This is a genomic window from Sorangiineae bacterium MSr11954 (assembly GCA_037157815.1).
Lineage (GTDB): Bacteria > Myxococcota_A > Polyangia > Polyangiales > Polyangiaceae > Pendulispora > Pendulispora albinea.
In genome coordinates, this window is the sequence record CP089984.1 from 9018696 (window position 1) to 9037212 (window position 18517).

At 67.3% G+C, this 18517-nt stretch carries 15 protein-coding genes and 2 pseudogenes; 2 read left to right on the forward strand and 15 right to left on the reverse strand.

Features of this window, described 5'->3' with window-relative positions:
- The first annotated feature begins 23 nt into the window (after positions 1–23).
- Positions 24–560 (forward strand): cytochrome C oxidase subunit IV family protein, encoded by a 537-nt coding sequence (locus LZC94_35190; GenBank protein WXB13081.1) that lies wholly within the window; start codon positions 24–26, stop codon positions 558–560.
- 180 nt (positions 561–740) lie between these two features.
- Here the strand turns inward: LZC94_35190 and LZC94_35195 are convergent, their stop codons facing one another.
- From LZC94_35195 to LZC94_35225, 7 genes and pseudogenes are all read right to left on the reverse strand, one after another.
- Positions 741–2093 (reverse strand): hypothetical protein, encoded by a 1353-nt coding sequence (locus LZC94_35195; protein ID WXB13082.1) that lies wholly within the window; start codon positions 2091–2093, stop codon positions 741–743.
- Complete coding sequence (locus LZC94_35200) at positions 2047–3468, reverse strand: NAD(P)/FAD-dependent oxidoreductase (GenBank protein ID WXB13083.1); 1422 nt, start codon at positions 3466–3468, stop codon at positions 2047–2049. Before LZC94_35200 ends, LZC94_35195 begins: the two co-directional genes overlap by 47 nt.
- 41 nt (positions 3469–3509) lie before the next feature.
- On the reverse strand, positions 3510–4829 hold the full coding sequence (locus tag LZC94_35205) for a hypothetical protein (GenBank protein ID WXB13084.1): 1320 nt from the start codon (positions 4827–4829) through the stop codon (positions 3510–3512).
- Positions 4830–4873: 44 nt separating this feature from the next.
- A pseudogene (lexA, locus tag LZC94_35210) lies at positions 4874–5281 on the reverse strand (transcriptional repressor LexA).
- 261 nt (positions 5282–5542) lie between these two features.
- A pseudogene (locus LZC94_35215) lies at positions 5543–5746 on the reverse strand (winged helix DNA-binding protein).
- A 56-nt stretch (positions 5747–5802) separates the two neighbouring features.
- Complete coding sequence (locus LZC94_35220; protein WXB13085.1) at positions 5803–6483, reverse strand: hypothetical protein; 681 nt, start codon at positions 6481–6483, stop codon at positions 5803–5805.
- A 28-nt stretch (positions 6484–6511) separates the two neighbouring features.
- Complete coding sequence (locus tag LZC94_35225) at positions 6512–7000, reverse strand: cyclic nucleotide-binding domain-containing protein (protein ID WXB13086.1); 489 nt, start codon at positions 6998–7000, stop codon at positions 6512–6514.
- A gap of 227 nt (positions 7001–7227) precedes the next feature.
- Between LZC94_35225 and LZC94_35230 the strand changes: the two genes are divergently transcribed.
- Positions 7228–9144, forward strand: coding sequence for a right-handed parallel beta-helix repeat-containing protein (locus LZC94_35230; protein WXB13087.1), 1917 nt, complete (start codon positions 7228–7230; stop codon positions 9142–9144).
- Between the two features lie 150 nt (positions 9145–9294).
- Here LZC94_35230 and LZC94_35235 read toward each other — a convergent pair whose 3' ends face one another.
- From LZC94_35235 to LZC94_35270, 8 genes are all read right to left on the reverse strand, one after another.
- Positions 9295–9714 carry a Uma2 family endonuclease gene (locus tag LZC94_35235; GenBank protein ID WXB13088.1) on the reverse strand — a complete coding sequence of 140 codons (420 nt, stop codon included), beginning with the start codon at positions 9712–9714 and terminating at the stop codon, positions 9295–9297.
- Between the two features lie 100 nt (positions 9715–9814).
- A complete protein-coding gene (locus LZC94_35240; GenBank protein ID WXB13089.1) occupies positions 9815–10099 on the reverse strand; it encodes a hypothetical protein in 285 nt (94 codons plus the stop codon).
- 66 nt (positions 10100–10165) lie between these two features.
- Positions 10166–11131 (reverse strand): thioredoxin-disulfide reductase, encoded by a 966-nt coding sequence (gene trxB / locus LZC94_35245; protein WXB13090.1) that lies wholly within the window; start codon positions 11129–11131, stop codon positions 10166–10168.
- A gap of 54 nt (positions 11132–11185) precedes the next feature.
- Entirely contained in the window at positions 11186–12814 is a 1629-nt protein-coding gene (locus tag LZC94_35250; GenBank protein ID WXB13091.1) for an outer membrane protein transport protein, read from the reverse strand.
- A gap of 9 nt (positions 12815–12823) precedes the next feature.
- On the reverse strand, positions 12824–14959 hold the full coding sequence (locus LZC94_35255; GenBank protein WXB13092.1) for a hypothetical protein: 2136 nt from the start codon (positions 14957–14959) through the stop codon (positions 12824–12826).
- Position 14960: 1 nt separating this feature from the next.
- On the reverse strand, positions 14961–15695 hold the full coding sequence (locus LZC94_35260) for a hypothetical protein (protein WXB13093.1): 735 nt from the start codon (positions 15693–15695) through the stop codon (positions 14961–14963).
- Between the two features lie 137 nt (positions 15696–15832).
- Positions 15833–16921 carry a hypothetical protein gene (locus LZC94_35265; protein ID WXB13094.1) on the reverse strand — a complete coding sequence of 363 codons (1089 nt, stop codon included), beginning with the start codon at positions 16919–16921 and terminating at the stop codon, positions 15833–15835.
- Positions 16922–16926: 5 nt separating this feature from the next.
- Positions 16927–18516: a hypothetical protein gene (locus LZC94_35270; GenBank protein ID WXB20380.1), complete on the reverse strand. Its 1590-nt coding sequence runs from the start codon at positions 18514–18516 to the stop codon at positions 16927–16929.
- Between the last annotated feature and the right edge of the window lies 1 nt (position 18517).

The window sequence follows — 18517 nt, forward strand, 5'->3', positions numbered from 1 at the left end:
TCGAGGAAGAAGGCACACGGGCGATGAGCGACACGAGCCACAGCGTGGAACACGATCACGGCCATCACGGCGGGGACGATGGCGCGGTACACGCACACATTTCGAGCGCACGCTTTTACGTGGGCATCTTCGCCACCTTGGTGGCGCTGACGGTGCTGACCGTAGGCTTGTCCTACATTCACCTGGGGCCGTTGAACCTCGCGGTCGCGATCCTGATCGCGTCGATCAAGGCGTCGCTGGTGGTCATGTTCTTCATGCACCTGCGCTACGACAACAAGTTCAACGCGCTCATCTTCGTCTGCTCGCTCCTCTTCATCGGCGTGTTCTTCGCGTACACGATGAACGACACCGAGCACCGCGGTCAGGTCGACCTCGAGCAAGGTACGGAGGTTCTGCCCGTCGATGGAAAGCCCGCACCGGGTGGTATGCCGGAGGCGCCGGCCCCTTCGCAGCACAAAGACGAGCACGGGCCGCAAGTCGGCGGCGGCGCGGGGCGGGCCGAGCATGGTGGGGGCAAGGGCGAGCACGAGGCTACGCCAAAGGGTGGCGATCATCACTGAGGGGTGACGTCGTAACGTTTTCCGGCTCTCTCGCTTCGGTGGGAGGGCCGGTGGCGTTTTGTGGGGAAGAAGAGATCCACCGCAAGGACGCAAGGAGCGCTAGGGTTTTCGAGGAACTCGAATTCTTCTCTCGTTAGCGACCCTTGCGCCCTTACGGTTGAATCACAGGCTTCACCTCCCCTACGCGGTTCGACCTTTGGCGTTCAAAATCGTGATTCCGGCGTTTCGGCGCAGCTCCGCGTAGCGGTCGCTCGTGGCGAAGAGCAGGAGGTCGTCCATGGGGGCGGCTTGGTCTTCGAGCTCCAGCATGGCGCGGGCGGCGCGGAGATCGTTCGAGAGGAGGAAGGCGGCGCGGGCAGCGGTCTTGTGGACGGCGGCTTCCCAGTGTTGGAGGTTGGCGCGCCCCCCCGCCTCGATGAAGCGGCGGACGTGGGTGCGCAGACGGTCCAATGCGGCGGGGTCGAGGAGCGGCTCGATGGCGTGCGCGATGTGGACGACGAGCGGGTTCGTGGGCGGCGGGAGCTCGGGGTTGCCGATGTGGAGCGCCGCAAGGAAGATTTGCTCGAGGTTCGCGATCGAGGGCACCAGCCGCAGCACGATGTGCTCCTCCCGGAAATAGGCGAGGTGACGACCCGCGAGGAACGCGAGCTCCTCCGTGGTTCGGCCCGAGAGCGCCGGGGCGCCGAGGCGCAAGGCCGGTGGGATGGCGGGGATGAGCTCGACGGCGTGCGGCTGATCGGGCTCGACATAGAGGTCCGGGGAGGCGGTGCCCAAGATGGCGGCGGCCCACGAGAAGCAGCGGACGGCTTGGATCGTCGAGAGCTTCGGATCTTGCTTCGCCTTGGGGTCGAAGCTGGGGAGCTGCTTGTCGCGGCGGAGCGCCGAGAGACGGCCTAGGAGAACGGCGGGGGCGACCACGCCGAAGATGGCGCCTACGTGAGGGTCTTCGTCGGGGTGAGAGACGAGCTGCTGCCACGCGCGCGCGTCGAGCGACTGCGTGGGGCGGATGAGGATCGTGCTCTCGTGCGCGTCGAAGCAGGCGCGTTCGGCGGGATCGGTGGCGCCGAGGTGCGCGAGGACGTGGGCGATGCACCACGCTCGGTCGCGATCGCCTGCGCCTTCGTAGAAACGGAAGAGCGCGTGCAGGCTGGACTCGTCACGGGGGTTCGCCTCGAGGTGACGGTGAAGCTCGTAGCCGACGTCGGAGAGCGCGGCCTTGGGGGTGGAGGTCGACGGCGCGCCCGAGGTGAGCTCGGACAGATCGATGTCGACCGCCACGTGCTCGCCGGGGTGGTGCGCGGCTTGGTAGGCGGCCTCCAGCGCGTCTTCGAGCTGGTGGAGACGGGCGCGGTCGAGGCCGAAGGTGTCGGCCATCTGGTCGAGCTGGGCGCGTTCGTCTTGGGTGATGATGCCGTCCGCGATTACGGCCACGTACAGCTCTTGATAGAGCGCCTCCAGCTTTCCCAGCTGGAGGTGCCCCGACGCCTCACCCCCCTGGAACGTTTCCGTGTGCTCGAATTGGACTTCGCTCATCGTGTCGCCTCTCCTCCGGCTTGGCGGGGAGCTTAGCCGAAGCTGCCAAGGAGCCGGAAGGCACCGAATGAACGGCGGGGGTGGGGCCCGCGTGAATGGCGTCAATCCTACCGGTGATGAGCCGCGCTCCCCTCTCGTACGTGAGATACGACCACGTCCAGGTCAGAAATACGGCCACGCGGTTTCGATGGCCGATGAGGAACCACAGGTGAACGAAGAGCCATGCCAGCCACGCCATGAAGCCGCTCATGCGCAGGCGGCCCGATGCGGCGACGGCGCGCGAGCGACCGATGGTCGCCATGGTGCCCTTGTCGAAGTAGCGGAATGCTTCGCGCGCGACCTCCGCCGCTTCGCCGGTGGGGGCCTTGGGCGAGCGCACGATGCTCGTGATCAACTTGGCGACGAAGCGCGCCTGCTGCATGGCCACGGGGCTCAGGCCCGGCAGCAAGTTTCCGTTCTCGTCGGTGAAGGCCGCCATGTCGCCGATGGCGAACACTTCGGGGTGCCCCGGGAGCGAGCAGTCGCTCTGCACGATGACCCTCCCCGCGCGATCGATGGGCACGCCGAGCTTGCCCGCCAGGCGCGCGGCGCGAACGCCGGCCGCCCACAAGACGTTCGCGGCCTCGAGCCGGGTGCCCTCGAACTGCACGCCTTGCTCGTCGATGCCCGTGACCCGCGTGCCCGTGCGGATCTCGACCCCGAGCTCCTCGAGCTGGCGCTTGGCCGGCGGCGCGAGATCTTCCGGGAACGAAGGGAGCACGCGCGGGCCTCCCTCGACGAGGATCACGCGCGCCTCGGTGGGATCGATGTGGCGGAAGTCGCGCGCGAGCACGTATTGCGAGAGCTCGCGCACCGCGCCCGCGAGCTCGACCCCGGTGGGGCCCGCGCCGATGACGACGAAGGTGAGCAGCCAGCGGCGGCGCGCCTCGTCGGACTCGCGCTCGGCCAGCTCGAAGGCGAGCAGCACACGGCGGCGGATCTCGGTGGCGTCGGTGAGCGTTTTGAGGCCGGGCGCGAACTTCTCCCAATCCGAATGACCGAAGTAATCCGTTTTGGCGCCCGTGGCCACGATGAGAAAGTCGTAATCGATGCGACTACCACTTTCGGTCGTCAACGCTTTGGCTGCGAGATCGACGTCCGTGATTTGATCGAGCAGAACGGTGACGTTCTTTTGATGTGCTAAAATGGAGCGTATCGGCGACGCGATGTCCGCGGGGGACAGGCCAGCCATGGCTACTTGGTAGAGCAGCGGCTGGAACAAATGATGATTACGCCGATCGACGAGCGTGACCCGAACCGGAGCACGCGCGAGGGATTGCGCGGCCGTGAGACCGCCAAACCCACCACCCACGATCACGATATGAGGAAGGGACACCCGTTCCTGTAGGATTCATTTCGCGCCGCGGCAAGCTGCACTCAAAACCCAACTTGAAAATTGGCCTCGGGACCGAACGATGGGACGACCTGACTCTTCGCTACCGGCATGGTGAGATTGCCTCGCGCCCCGAGCAGCAGCGCCAGGTTCTTGCGCTCGCCGAACGTGATGCGCGCGCCCGCGCCCAGCGCGACGAACCAAGGGCCGGCGATCTCCCACGCATGAACCGTTCGCGGGGCCGGCGCGTCGTTCTCGCGCACCGGCACCTCGACCTTGGCGTCGAACTGCGATGCCCCGCTGGCAACGAAGACGTACGGCGCGACCGTCTGCGTGATCGCGTTCTTCCCAATCAGGTACGTGAGCCGCGCTTCGAGGTGAAACGGCGCGAGCGTCACGTGTCCGTCTTTCTTCGGCTCGCTGCCGGGGTACGTGCGCAAGACGAGGCCCAGCCGCGCGCCGAGGAGAAAGTTGGCGCTCAGCGCGTAGTCGAACGAGAGCCACACGCGCAGGTTCGCGGGCAGGAGGCCGCTCTCCACCTTGCCGGCTTTTCCTTCGACGAGCTTCTGGTTGTCCCTGAGCGCGGGATCGCTTCGCGTGGGGTAGTCCGAGCCGTCGGGCGTGGTGCAGTAGTAGCCTTTGTCGTTCTTGGGCGCGTACTTGTTCGAGCCCTCCCCGTTCAATTTGCAAACATCGTCGCCGGCGGGGAGCTGCAGAAATTCGAAGCCGAGCCCCGCGCCGATCCAGACGCGCGGAAATGCGGGCTGCGAGCCGGCCTTCGTATCGCACGGAGCGCCCGGCGGGCAGTCGCTCGAATCGGACCCGGCGCCTGGCTTTGCTTGCGGCGGCGGCGGCGGCACCAGCTCGCGGGGCAGAGGCTGAGGGCCCGCGCCCGAAGGCCCCGAAGCGGGCGAGGCGCCGGGCGGCGCGCTGACGGCGATGCCGGCTTTGCGCTTGGCCGTGTCGAAGGCTTGCTCGAGATCGCTCGTGCGCGTGTCCGGATCGAGGGCGACATTGGGATCGATGCGGAGCGCCTCGGCGAAGTTGGCGATCCCCTTCTCGCGGTCGATCTGGCCGCCGATTTGGACCACGCCGAGATCGCGGCGAAGCTGCGCGCGGAGCTGGGCCGAGCACTTGCTTTCTCCGCTCGCAGGGCCGCAGAGGTTGATCGCTTTGTTGAGTCGATCCTCGGCCTTGGAAAATTCGGTCGAGAGGTAGTCCTCTTCGATGGCCTTCTTCTGCAAGGTGCGCGCTTGCTGCTCGACTTTGTTTTGCGCCCTCGCCGGCGAGGAGACGACGGAGATGCTCGCCGCGAACCCGATGGCTAGAAGCCCGTTACGTACCGCGCCACGTCTTGCACGCACGCTCTGGGCATACAACGAGTGAGGCTCGAAGGCCCGTACTAACTCTAAAGGCGGCGGTAGACGCCCACGACGACGCCGAGGAGCATGGTGGGGCGGAAGTCGACGGCGCGCACCAAGATGGGCGCCATCTCTTTGTTGGCCGGCTGAAAGCGCACGTAGTCTTTCTCGGGGAAGTAGTACTTGACGGTGGCCTCGTCGCCGATGAGCGCGACCACGATGTCCCCGCGGCTGGCCGTGAGCTGCTTGCGCACGAAGATGTAGTCGCCGCTCAGGATGCCCGCCTCGATCATCGAGTCGCCCGTCACGCGCAGGCCGAACACCTCGCGCCCTCCGCGGAGGAGGCCGCGGTCGATGCGGACGGTGTCGATCACGTGCTCTTCGGCGAAGATGGGGAGGCCCGCCGCGACCCGGCCGAGCACCTGCACCTCGACGAGGTCGTCGTCGTTGGCGGGGATGCCCTTCGGATGAACACCGGTGAGGCCGGCCATGTTCGTCGCCGAGGCCATCACGTTCGCGTCGGCGAAGCTGGCGCCGATATCGCCCTGATGGATGCCGATGCCCGGGAGCTCGGTCTGCAGGTCGATCTCGGGGGCGGCGACGGAAAGTCCGGAGACGCCTGGGACCATCGCGGCGTTGCCCGCGGCGTCGAATCGGAAGGAGCCCGCGACGTCCATGCGATCGCCGGCGCCGGCTGGGAGCGAGCCCGCGGGGGTCGGCCTGAGCGCGCGGGACTTCATGTCCTCTCGGGTGAGATACCCTTTTCGCTCGAGCGCGCGGAGGTGATCGTTGACGCCGTTCGTCGAACGAATCCCCATCCTTGCGCCGATTTCGCGCAGCGTTGGCGGATAGCCGCGGTCGGCTATCGACTGGCGGATGAAGTCAAGGACCATCTGCTGCCGCTGGGTCAGACCTTGCATTTGGGATGGCAAGATACTGAACGCCCGTCACGCCGTCAAGAATTGCACACGATCCGCTACTTCGCCCAGCGCGCCAGGATGGCGCCATCGAACGGATCGCCGTGGCAAGTCGCGCATTTGTGCTCTTTTCCGTCCCGCCGGCGCATCTTGTCCTCGTAGTTTTGCTCCATCCAAGCAGCCAGGGCTTTCTTGTCGCGGCGGTCCAAGAACTCCATGCGGCCTTGGTGGCAGGAGTCGCAGTAGAGGGCGGTTCCATCCTCGAGGGCGAGGCCGCGCACGTAGTCGTTCCACATGTGCAGGGCGATCTTCTTCTTCGGCGTCATGGCCGAGTAGTCGGCCTCGTTGTGACAGTCCGAGCACTTTGCGCCGAGCGCCTTGTTGAAGGTGCGCATCACTTTGCGAACCTTGGCCGGTTCGAGCTTCTCGAGCGGCGGGAGGTTCTTCAAGTCGAGGCCGATGTTCTGAAGCTCGATGGCCATCGCGCTGGTGGCGATCGGCTTCATGGGCGCCACCACGGTGGGCGTGGCCGATCCTGCGGGGGCCGTCGATCCCGCAGGCGGCGCGCTGGTCGCGGGCGCGGTGCTCGACGAGCCCGATGGCGAAGGTGCATTCACGTCCGGGTTGGGCCCAGGGCCGGAGGTGCCCGGCGGCTGCTCGGGGGTGGGCTGCGCGCCGCCGCACGCGGCGATCCAAACGGCCAATGCCATGCTACCGGCGAGGAAAGAAGTCGTCTTCATCGAGCTCTCCAAAAAGCGATTGCGTGCCTCAAAAACGACCGCTGGTCGAGAGGAACGTGAGTTTTTCGTTGGTCTCGCGCAAGCGCGCGGAGAGCATGCGCACGCAGCTCCAAAGCACTTCGTAGGCGAGATCTTTGTGCAAGAAAAGGAGGTCGTCGAAGGCGTCTTTGGTGATGACCAAGAGGCGGCAGCGCTCGTGCGCGCGCGCGTCGGCCGAGCGGGGCGACTCGTCGAGCAGGGCCATCTCGCCGAACACTTCGCCGGCGCCGAGGACGGCGAGGGCCTCTTCGCCCATGCCGGAGACCTCGCGCGAGATGCGCACCTTGCCCTCGAGGATGATGAAGAGCTTGTCCCCGGGATCGCCGTACTGAAAAATGCGCGTGCCGAGGGCGTGGATCTCTTCGGCCGTGACCTGGGCGATGAGCGAGAGGGCGTGGCGGGTCAGCCCATCGAAGAAGGAGACGCGCGCCAGCTGATCCTCTCGCTCGGACGTCGGCCCAACGGCGCTGGGCGCCACCTCGTCGGGTCTTGTTTCCGCTGAACTCGGTCCACTCATGCGGATACGCCAGGCGAGGGTATCGTCCCGAGCGAGGCGGGTCCATTATTTGCGGACGAACGCCTGCGGTGCGCACACCGCCCGCGTCGGCATGATGTCGCGTGGGGCCGCGCGGGGCGAGATACGCGCAACAGGCGCGACAGGTCGCGTGCGGGGCTCATCGAAGCGGGAAGCGAAAGGAGTGTTCGATGAGAACGCACGGGCTCGCTCGCTTTGGAATTGCCGCGGTGCTCGCGGGTTTCGTTGCCTTGGCATGGGGGAGCGGATGCGGGGGCAGCGACGGAAAGGGCACCGATCCGCCCCCGGGGCAGCCGGGCATCAGCAACGCCTGCGGCGCCGACCTTACGAGTGACCTGCGAAATTGCGGTGCCTGCGGCCACTCATGCGAGGCCAACCATTACTGCAAGGCCGGATCCTGCGAGCCGGGGTGCCCGGCCGGCGTGTTGTACGTGTCCAACGCGGGAGACGATCACAACTACGGCTGCGCGCAAACGGCGCCGCGAAAGACCATCGGCGCGACCCTCGGGCTGGCGCGCGCGCTGGGGATGAAGAACCACGAGATCCACGTTTGCGCCGGTACCTTCCGGGAGAACGGGCTGGCAATCGATCATCCCGTCTCCCTTCGCGGAGGCTACGACTGCACCACCTGGACGCGCACCGAGGGCTACGGCATGGCCGGGGGCTTCGATGGCGTGAACCAGACGATCCTCGAGCACGTGGAGGCGGGCGGCGCGACCCTCGGCATCCGCGGGGCCTCGGTGGGGCCCCAGGTGCGGGTCGACGGGCTGACCATCCGCGGCGGGCAGTTCGCGCAGGGCGGCGGCGCGGTGCTGCTCTCGAGCGGCGCGGCGCCCGTCCTTGCGAACAACGTGATCGCGGGCGGGAGCGCGGTCAGCACCGGGGACTTGATCGGAAGCTACGGCATCTACGTGCAGTCGGGGGCTTCGCCGGAGATCACGGAGAGCGCGATCGCGGGGGGCTCGGGGACGGGGCAAGGGAGCTTCGGCAGCGTGGGAATCGCCATGGCAAGCGACGCCGGGCAGCCGCGCATCCACGGCAACCGCATCGACGGCGGCTCGGGGACGACCACGTTGGGGGTCGCGTCCACGGGGTTGCTCTTCGCGGGGAAGGCTCCGCTGACGGGGGATCGAGCCGTCCGCAACAACGTGATTCGCGGGGGTACGGGGCGCGCTCTGGGCGCTTCGGGCACGGGCAGCATCGGCGTGATCGTGAACGACGCGGCGGCCATCGAGCTGTCGAAGAACGTGATCGAGGGCGGTTCGTCGACGTGCGCGGGCGCGTGCCCCGTGCGCGGCGTTTCGGTGACGCGCACGCAAGGCGCGCGCATCGTGCAGAACCGCATCTACGGGGGCGACGCCACCCCGGCGAGCGCCACGGCGTGGGGTGTTCTGGTGGCGGAGTCGGGCGACGCGGTCCTCGAGAACAACATGGTGCACGGCGGCGGAAAGGCGGGCACCTTGAACACCGTGTTCGCCGTGGAGGTGTCGCAGTCGACCGCGGTCGCGGTCCGCGGCAATACGCTGTTCACGTCGCCCTCGGCGGCGGGCGGGCAGAGTCAGGCGCTGGGGATCACGCGGCAGTCGTCGAGCGTAACGGTCGAAAACGATCTACTCATCGGCTCGCGGTCGCCGCGGGACGTGGGTTTGCTCCTCTTCGCCTGCCCTGCCGGCGGCGCCCTCACCACCTTCCGCAACAACGCGTTCGCCAACTTCGGCGACACCCTCGCCTTCAGCGTGACGACCACCAACGTGGCCTGCGATACGCGGGGTTCGTTCACCACCATCGCCGCGCTCGAGCAATTCGCGACCAACACCGCGGGCGCGCCCGCGGCGCGCGTCTCCGGCAGCGTGCAGAGCGGCGCGGCCCTCAGCGCCATCTTCTCCGCGTGGACGGACGTCGAGAGCGGCTATCCGGAGCTCGTCAAAGCAGGCTGGACGCTCCTCCCAAAGGCGCCCTGCGCCATCGCCCGCGGCGGCTTCGATTTGCGCGACACCTTGGCGGCCGACGCCTTCGGCAAAGCACGCACCGCGCCGCTCACCATCGGCGCCGAGGAGCTGACGGACGACTCGGCGTGCACGCCGTGAGCGGCGGCCAGGTCGACGCGGCGGCGTTCGTGGCGGTGCGCGAGGGCGTTCGCGGCGGTGCCGGCTACGGCAGGGCGTTCGGCGCGGGGCGTTCGCGGCGGAGCGGACTACGGCAGGGCGTTCGGCGCAGGGCGTTCGCGGCGGAACGGGCTAAGTCGAGGCGACGGCGGAGGCGAGCGGGTCGCGGTAGATGTCGTCTACGGCGAGGCGGCAGTTCACGGATGCGAGCTCGATCGACTCGCCGGCGCATGCCTCCTCGAGCTCCCAGCGCCCGTGCTCGGTGCGGCGGTACACTTCGATGCGCGGCTCGTGTTGCGAGACCATGATGTACTCGCGCAGTGATGGGATGCGGCGGTCGTGGGCGAACTTCTCGCCGCGATCGCGCGCCTCGGTGATGTCGCAAAGGACCTCGACGACCAACGCCGGATTGGTGATAGCACCGTCGTCGGCGGGGTCGACGTACGCGGCAAACGAACGGTCTTCGACGTGCAACATGTACTTGCGCTTCGTCTTGGTAGCCCGAGGCCACTCATTCGGCTGCGCATGGACCGCTTCGATCGAGCGGCTCACCGCTTCGATGAAGCGGAAGCCGAGCTCCGGGTGATACGGTGGTAGTGCTCGAACACGGTTGCGATGTCGTTCGCGGCCTCGGGCCGAACGACCAGGCGTCTCACGCAGTGCGCCGAGCTCGGACCAAGATCCGAGCTTTGACGACGGGCCAAGGATCGCCGCCACTATCCTCGCGATCGCGCCGGTCGAGCTCTTCGATATGCCAGGCGGGGGTGCCCTGCTCCAACGCTTCGAATGCCGCGAGCTGCTCGACGTCCTCGGGATGACGTTCGAGCTCGCCCGCAAGGGCCGCCGTCAACTCTTGGCTGAGCTGTTCACCGCGCTCCGCGCGATCCGCCGCGAGACGCAGAGCCACCGCTTGCAGTTTGGCGTCTCGCTCGGTCATGCTCGGATCCTAGCCGACCGTAGGGCGTGAGCAACTCGGTGAACAGCTTCGCCGTGCGGCGCGCGCTCAGTGCGTGCCGTTCATCGCGAGCCAGCGCTCCGCCTCGAGGGCCGCCATGCAGCCGGTGCCGGCGGCGGTGACGGCTTGGCGGTAGACGAAGTCTTGAACGTCGCCGCTGGCGAAGACGCCGGGGATGCTCGTCTGCGTGGTGCCGGGTTTTGTCTTGATGTAGCCGTTGTCGTGGAGCTCCAGTTGGCCGGCGAAGAGCTCGGTGTTCGGGGTGTGGCCGATGGCCACGAAGAAGCCCGTGATGGGCAGGACGTGCGTCTCGTTGGTGCGCAGGTTGCGGATGCGTGCGCCCGTGACCTCGCCCTTGGAGACGTCGAGGATTTCGTCGACCGCGGACTCGTAGACGACGTGGATCTTCGGGTTCTTCAGCACCCGGTCCTGCATGGTCTTGCTCGCACGGAACTCGTTGCGGCGGTGAACCAGGGTGACGCTCTTGCAGATGCCCGACAGGTACATCGATTCTTCCATCGCGGTGTCGCCGCCGCCGACCACCACCACGTCTTGACCGCGGAAGAAGGCGCCGTCGCAGACGGCGCACGCGGAGACGCCTTTGCCGTTCAGCGCCTTTTCGCTGGGGAGGCCGAGCCACTTGGCTTGCGCGCCGGTGGCGATGATGACCGTGTCCGCGGTGTATTCCTGATCGTCGTCGCCCGCCCAGATGCGAAACGGACGCTGCGAGAAGTCGACCTTGTTCACGTCCTCGGAGACGATCTCGACGCCTTGATGGACCGACTGGTCCCGAAAGGCCTGCATCAAATTGGGGCCCGTGATCTTCGCGGGGAAGCCCGGGTAGTTCTCCACGTCGTTCGTGATCATCAGCTGGCCCCCCGGAATGCCACCCTTCACCAGCCCCTCGAAGAGCAGCGGCCGCAGGTTGGCGCGCGCCGCGTAGATGCCGGCGGTGTGGCCGGCGGGCCCGGAACCGATGACGATGACTTTGCGCGAAAGGTTGCTGTTGCTCATGGCACCTCGAAGAGGCCCGCCCGTCTTCGGGCGGTGCCTGGACCTGGATCGAACCTAGAATCGATACGTAGCACCGACGTTAATCACGTTGAGTGCATTCGTGATGGATCCAAGATTGACCGGCCAGTTCGTTCTGTATTTCTGGCGCCCCGTCGAACAGACACCTCCCGAAGGCGTCTCCGCCGGGTTGCAAGCGGTGCCGGCAATGGCGTGGACGCCCTCGCCGTTGGGATCGTCGTTCTGCTGCTTTTGATAAAATACGTGCATGAAGCCCAAGTGGAACTCGAGCGCATTCTTCCTCTCGGCGCCCAGCCGCAGCCGATATGTCGCGCCCGTTGCAACACCGAAGCGAGCAGCACCGACGAAGTCGATGTTCTGATACTTCACGTCCTGACCGTTCGTTTCGAAGAAGACACCGCCACGCAACGCGAGCTTGTCGGGCACGAGGTTGTAATCACCACCGGCGCGGATGCCGAACACGTCCTTGTAGTGACGCGGGATGTCGGAGTTGGGTGGCGCAAAACCCGGTGTGCCGTTGATCGGAATGACGCCGTTGCCGTTGGCGTCGCCCGGGAAACGGATCTCCATGTTGTCGATCGCGCTGTTGTTCGCCCAGGTGAAGTCGACCTCGGCATCGAACACGTCGGTCTTGATGGGATCGCGCATGTGCGCGTCCGCCGCGCCGGCGCGCGGCTTGTGGTAGCGGAAGGCCAGCTTCGCCTCCATGGGCATGGCGAGCTTGAACTTCACCGAGTCGGGCGAACAGCGCCCTTGCGCGCTCGGTCCGTAATTGCAATCGGAGTACGACGTGTCGCCGTCGGCGACGCCCGTGCGGTCTCCGTCGCGCACCTTCTTGGTGAAGTAGTTTGCTTGCGTGTACAAGTTTCCGGAGGCCTTCACCGTGTCTTGCCACTTGAAGGTCCCGGCGATGTCGAGGAAGTCGCCCACCGTGTAGATGGCGCCGAGGGTGACGGCCGGGACGAAGTAGTCGGACATGATGACGGTCGCCGCCAGGTCGTTGCCGTCGGGCGAGGCGTTGCCGATGTTCTGTCCGGAGACGCCGTTGTTCAACTTGGCCTTGAAGATGCCCCACGTGAAGGACGCGCCCAAGCGCAGGTTGTCGATCACCTCGACGCCGATACCGAGGGTCGGATTGAGCTGGAAGGCGTCGCCCTGAATGAGCATGTACCGCGACGGCGACGCGTAGGCCGCGTCGCCGCTGGCGTTGCTGATGAAGGTGGGCCAGGTCCCCGAGCCGATGCCGCTCGGCGGCAGGACGGCCAGACCGATGCCGATGCGATCGTTCACGCGGTACGTGGCGCCGATCTGGGGATTGAGGAAGGGCTTGATGTCGTTGCACACGCGCGGGTAGCTCTGTCCGGCCACCGGGTTGTCGCCCAGAATCGGATCGCGCGACTCGTCATTGGCGGCGCGGATCCGGGTGAAACAGGTGTGGATGGTCGAGATGTTGGCCTGCAGGGTCAAGCCGGTCCGCTGCCCCGCGAGGCCGGCGGGATTGAAGTACGCAGCCAGTGGATCGCTCGCGCGCGCAGCCCACGCACCACCGCGCGCCATCTGCTCCGAGCCATTGTCCGGGAATTCCGTAATGTTCGTTGCATGTGCAACGGACGGAGCCAACGCCGCGAGCGCGGTCAGTAGACCGATGGAAAGCTTTTTTTGCATGGCTAAGTGTCAATCCTTGACGGGCGTTGCCTTCAGAGAGGCCCGACCTTCTTTGACGTAAACCGAGAATCGCACGCGTTTGCAACCGTGTCGCTGAATGAGAGCGTCGCGGTTCTTCCTCAATGTATGCTGGAACTTGGCAAAAGTGAGCCCCTCTGTCGACTCACCACATTGCTGCTTGGTGCGAATGAAGTCCTCGTAAACGATCCTCCACTCGGCCTCCTCGCCCGCCGCCTTCGCCAAGAGCTCGCGCGGCGCGCTTCCCACCACCGTCGCCGGCTCGTCGTCGGCCCTCTCGGGATCCCGCCCGTCCTCTTTTGCCTCCTGAAGAAGCGCGCGCGCCTCGGGAGAAAGAGGGGCAACCGACGTTGGAGCGGTCGCGGGACGCTGCAAGGGAGGAGGCGGCGGACGCCCGGGAGCTACGGGGCGCGGGGGTGGAACCGGCGGCGGCGCGCCGGGTGCGCCTGCGTTCGGGCGCGAAATGCGCGCGGGGGGCGGCGGCCTCGGAGGCCCGCCCGCCATGGGCGCGTTGACGCCGTGCGGCCCGGATTGCGGCACCGAGTGAGGCCCCGACTGCGCGGCGGAAATCTTACCGGATTGGGGCGACGCCAGGTTGTGCGCCGAGGGCTGCGGCGCCGGAATGGCGCGCGCCGATGCGGCGTAGGCCCCGGCTTGTTGCCCCGGCATCGCGCCCGAAGGAGGCCCGCCGTGCATGGCTTGCACCGCCGGAGGTCCGCCGGGACGGCCTGCAAATCCAGGGCGCGAGGGGACTTCGGCTTGCGCAAAGCCCCCCGACTGCGAAGCATTGGCCGCCAGCACCGGCCGCGACGAAGGCATCCCCCCTTGGCGATTGCCCGGCGGAACGAAGGGCGGCGGGGGCGGAGGCTGCGACGAAGGCGACTGACCATCGGGCCCGGGGAACGCAAATGCGCTCATGGCCGGCTGCGCGGGCAGGGGGCCAATGATCTTTTCCACGTCGGCCAGCTTGCGCGGCGCGCCTCCCTTTTCGGCCACGCGCTCGATGCCCGCGTTGATATCGGTCGCGATGGGCCGATAGAGCCCGCGAAAGCGCGATAGCTGCAAAAGATCGAGGCCACCTTGGCGAAGGCGCTCGGCCTGCCGCTTCATTTCATTGAGCGGCAAGGTGTGCTCCACGAAGGAGAAGCCAAAGCCGACGAGGGCAAAGGCAAGCGCCACCAACGCCAACACCAGACGCGGTGCGTTAGCGCGGTCTTTGTCGTCGGCGCCGCTGAGGAAGCCGGTGGGGCCCGCGATGGAGACGCGGGTGCGCGCGACCACGAATCCCGCGCGCTGCTCCCAGGCATCGCCCTCGAAGCGCGCAAAGATGGCGCCGAGATCGTCGTGATCGAGCAGGCGAATGCCCGAGCGGCCCGTCTCGCGGTAGGTCTTGTCCGCCTCCACCTGCGGGAGCTCGCTGCTCAATTGATCGAGCAGCTTGCTGTCGAAGCCCTCGGCGCCCGTGGGGGCCGCGGAGGCCACCCGAACGCCGGCCGCGTAAAACGCGACATTGGTGCGGGTCAGGTTGGAGATATCCTGCGCGTAGCGCGCGTCGACCAGGCGAAGGGCCACGACGGCGCCGGCCGGGGGCTGCGTCACGTCGTACTCGACCGAGCGGGCCGACACGCGATAGAGACGGCCGCCGAGCACCCATGTGTCGTCGCGGAGGTAGCCGTGGAGCGCGTCGTAGACGGCGGGGTAGCCACCGAGCTCGAAATCGTCGAAGGCGTTGGCTTGATCGAAGCCGACCTGGGCGAGCACGCGGCCATCGCGATCGACGGCAAAGAGCGCGTCGTAGCGCAGATCCGGGGGGAGCTTCTGGTTGAACGCGTCGAGGCCCCTGCGCGAGTCGTCGCGCCACTTGGGGAGGATCTTGTCCTTGGTGGTGGCGGCGACCAGGCTCTCCTGCACCTCTTTGTCGACGGCCGCGGGGAGCAGTGCGTCGAGCCTGCGGCGCGCGTCGATCTGCATGGCCCAGCGGACCACTTGGCTATCGGACGCCAGGCCTTCGGTCATGGCCACCTGGTTGCGCCGGTTGTACTGGCCGACGGCGACGTAGGTGACATAGAGCGAAATCGCCACCAAGAGGCTCAAAAACACGTACCAAAACCGCGACAGGAGCATCATTTCAATTCGCCCCCTCGCCCACGTTGAGAGGCTCCTTCAGATCGAGGTTGCCCTTGTCCTTGGCGACCACGCTGAGCGCGCGGCCGACTTGGCGCCCGTTGAAGAAAGCCTTGAGCACGTAGTCACCTGCGGGGAGATTCACCGCGTAGGAGCCATCGCGCGCGGGGAAGGCTACGTCGACGACCTGGGGGTCGACGAGGATGAACATGCGAACGCTGGGAAAGAGCTGATCGCGGAACTCGACCCGTCCCTGGGAGGCGGCCGTCCACTCGCGGCGGGCTCCTGCGCCTGTGTCTTCCGCCTTCCACGCGTCGCTGCCCACCACATAGAGGCGGTGGGGAAAGGGATCGCGGTTCTCGAACGAGATGCGGGTGCCGGGCGCGACGACCAAGGTGGTCGGGTTGGTGTGGCCGCCGGTGACCTTCACGAGAATGGGCGGGTGAGCCGGTTGGTTGCCGGCAGAAAATGCGGCAATGCAGAGATCGCGCGAGGGATTGGCGGTGAGGTTGCGGAACTCGGCGCGCACCACCGGCGAGGGCTCGCGCCACGTAAACCGATGGGAATCGCTTTTGCTCGCCTCGAGGTAGACATCGGGTAAGAGCTTCTCTTGCCCGCTGATTTTTCCGCGAACCGAGCCCGCGAGCGCCGTCTGGGAGATGATGCCGGTGGCCACGACCACCAAAGGGGCGAGAGCAACGACGAGGATCTTTCGCGAGAGGAAACCACTCCGGGACATGGACCTCCAGGACGCTTTAGCCCGAGATGTACGAGGCTCGCCTTTGGTGACGCCGGAAGTGAAAGTGCCACCGCGAGCCGCCCACACCCGAGACGGTACAGACGCCGTGTACCCATGTAAACATGGTTTGAAACGCATCAGAAGCTCCCGTGGCCAAAGCAGGAAAGAGGTCCGCCGCTTGCGGCAGCCTCCCTTCCACGCTGGCATGCGCCGGCCGACTCGTGAGTAGGCAATCCCCGCGAGCGCGCTTGCGATCGTTTCGATGGTGCGGTGAAGAAGAGGACCGCCCCTGTCACCAGCGCGACCGCACCCACGACGAACGCCGCGGTCGAGATGGTCCCGGCACTCTTGGCGTCGTTCGCAGACGATACCCCATCCTCGTTACAGAGAAGATTGCCGTCGCACTGGCTCTTCGCATCGGACCACGACGAATTCGCCTTGAGGCCGAAAAAAGTACCCGTACCGAGACCCACCACGCCAAGCCCAGCGAGGCCAAAGCCTATAACGCGTTGCGTTGACCAAAATTCGGCGGGCGGCGGAGGCGCGGGCCTGGGGACGTCGAGGCCCGTCTCCAAGATGTTGGCGGGGCGGGCAGGCGCGGGCGCGGGCTCGTCCACGAGCTCGGGGACGATGACATTCACGTGCTTGGTGGGCGGGACCTCCACGGTCGAGCTCCAGGTTCGCTTTCCGGGGGCGCTCACCTCCACCCGATGGGTGCCGGGATCGAGCGGCACCGCGATGCCGAGCGCCGCTTCGTCCACGGGTGTGCCATCGCGCTTCACCACCAGACCGGGCAAGGTGCTTTCCAGCTGCAACGTGAGACGCGAGAGCTTCGTCTCCACCGCGGCCGCCCGGGTGCGCGCCGTTTGTTCGCGATCGGCGCGGCCGGCCCGCTGTGCGCTGGACGCAGCCTCCAGGTACGTGGCCCAGGCGCTCGCCGTTTTGCCGAGTCGCTCGTAGCAATCGCCGAGGTTGAGCAAGGTGCCCACGGCGGGCGCGATGCGCTGGCTGGCGGCGAACTTGGGGCATGCTTCGGCGTAGCGTTTGTCGGCGACGAGCTTGCGCGCATCTTGAAAGAGGGCCTCGGCGGCCGCGGCGTTCTCGGAGGAGGGCGGCTCGGCGCGCGCGTCGGCGGCGGGCAAGAGCAGCATGACCAAGGTGACGAGGGTGGACGGCAGCGCAAACCGGAGGAGCGGAAGCGGGGCGCGGGAAGCGAGGGATCGCATGTTGGTCAAAGCCTCACGATGGGTTGAGCGAGGCCGTTCAGGCCCGATGCGGCGGCGCCGCTCGACGAGGAAGCGCCGGCACCACCGCTGCCCGCGCGACCGACACCGATTCTTTTCGATGTAAGATCGTCGATTTGCGGTGGCAGGCCGCTGTACACGACGCCGGCGGACAAGCCTCCGGCGCCGCCGCCGCCATGGCCGCCGCGTCCTCCCCTTCCGCCCGCGCCACCCGAGCATGCGCAACCCGCGCTGGCAGGAGCGCCGGCCGCGCCGGGAGGCGATGGCTCGGTGCCCGCGGTGCCTCGGCCGCCTTTGGCGCCATCTTTGGCGGTGAGGGTGGATTCGACGATCGACACCGCAGCGTCTTTGATCAAGAGCGCGATGCTCGAGCCTCCGCCGCCACCTCCGTTGCCGCCGGTGCCTCCGCAGCCGCCGCACCCTCCTCCGCCGCCGCCCTCATTGTGCTCGTCCAACGCACCGAAGCCGGCGCCGGCGCATAGGCCACCGCGTCCTCCGCCGCCGCCTTGGCCGGTGCCACCGTGCTCGCCGGAGATGCCCGATGCGGGGAGCCAGCCCTCGGGGCGAATGGAGCCGTAGCCTGCGTCGCCCGCGCTCTGGCCGGTGGCCCCGTTGGCGCCGGCTTGTCCAGCGCCGCCGTCTTGCGCTCCATCGAGGGTGCAGCGGGATTCGGCGTGCGATGGAAAGCTGATGGGCTTTCCGCCCATGCCGGCGCTCAGCGCGGGCAGCCCGTTGTTTCCTCCGCCCTTGTCGCTGTCGCCGCCGCGTCCTCCGGTGGTGACGATGCCGGTGGGCTGGCATCGGCAGGCCTTGGCGCTGCCGCCGCCGCTCGAATCGCTCCTTCCCTGGTTTCCATCGGGGGTGCTCTGGTCCTGCGTGGGCGGAACCGGATCGTTCGCATCGGCGCCCGGTTGGCCGTTGCCCGCCGTGAACTCGCTACCGCGGATCGCGACGGACGATGAGGCGCTCACATAGCCGGCGACGCTCGATTGACCCGGCTCGGTGGCGGACGTCGCCACGAACGCGAGGCCGTCGAGGACCACGCGTCCGGGGGCATCGTGGATGCGCAGCGGAAGCGGGGGCGCCGCGGGCGGGGGTGGGGCTGCCGGTTGCACGATGGTGCGCGCGCCCGTGTAGCGCCACGATGGGTCGCACTCCAAGCCGCCGTAGATGCTCAAGCCCGAAAAGGCGCCCTCGCGACCGATCGTCATGGGCTCGGGGTAGGTGGTGGCGCAAAGGTACACGCGCGCCGTTTTTCCGGCGGCGGCGAGCTCGATGGCGCGGCGCAAGGTCTTGACCGGCTGGGCGCGGGTGCCCGGGTGGGCGTCGGAGCCGGTGGGGACGGCGAAAATGCCGCACGCTTCGCGGATCACGGTCGCATCTTGCTGGGGCGATGCGAGGCATGTGGGGTCGACCCCCGATTCGGCGGGGGCATCGGTGCCGGGGCCGGCCTCGCGTGGTGCGGGCGAGACATCTTCGATGCCGAGGATCGCGTTGCACGCAAGTATGCTGGCGGGGGCGGCGCCCGCAAAGAGGGTGAGCACCAGGAAGGCAGGCCCGAAGGAGCGCTTCGTCACG